General features: G+C 39.6%; 1 protein-coding gene. It reads left to right on the top strand.

The window, feature by feature from the left end; translation table 11 throughout:
* Positions 1 to 303, top strand: a 303-nt coding sequence (locus tag LQ668_RS12510) for a hypothetical protein (RefSeq protein WP_239776064.1), incomplete at both ends; no start/stop codon positions are given.

Genomic DNA, 303 nt, shown 5'->3' with positions numbered 1-303 from the left:
TTCGATAAAGATGGCAATAAGATTGGTGAAGGTATCGCAAATGATCAAGGCGTAGCTGAAATCACACCAACAAAACCATTACCTGAAGGTACTATCACGGCTAAAGCGACAGATAATGCTGAAACGCCTAATACATCTGATGCTTCTGAACCTGTCAAATCGAAAGATACAACACCGCCTACTAAGCCTGTGATTCAAACAGATTTAACTGATAAAGGTGGTACGAAAGATCCAATCGTTGTAAAAGCTGACCCTGGAACTAAAGTTGAAATCTTCGATAAAGATGGCAATAAGATTGGTGAA

It is taken from the genome of Mammaliicoccus sp. K-M42 (assembly GCF_022386375.1).
Classification (GTDB): domain Bacteria; phylum Bacillota; class Bacilli; order Staphylococcales; family Staphylococcaceae; genus Mammaliicoccus; species Mammaliicoccus fleurettii.
The sequence above is the reverse complement of the archived record's forward strand: the minus strand, read 5'-3'. Positions and strand labels throughout refer to the sequence as shown.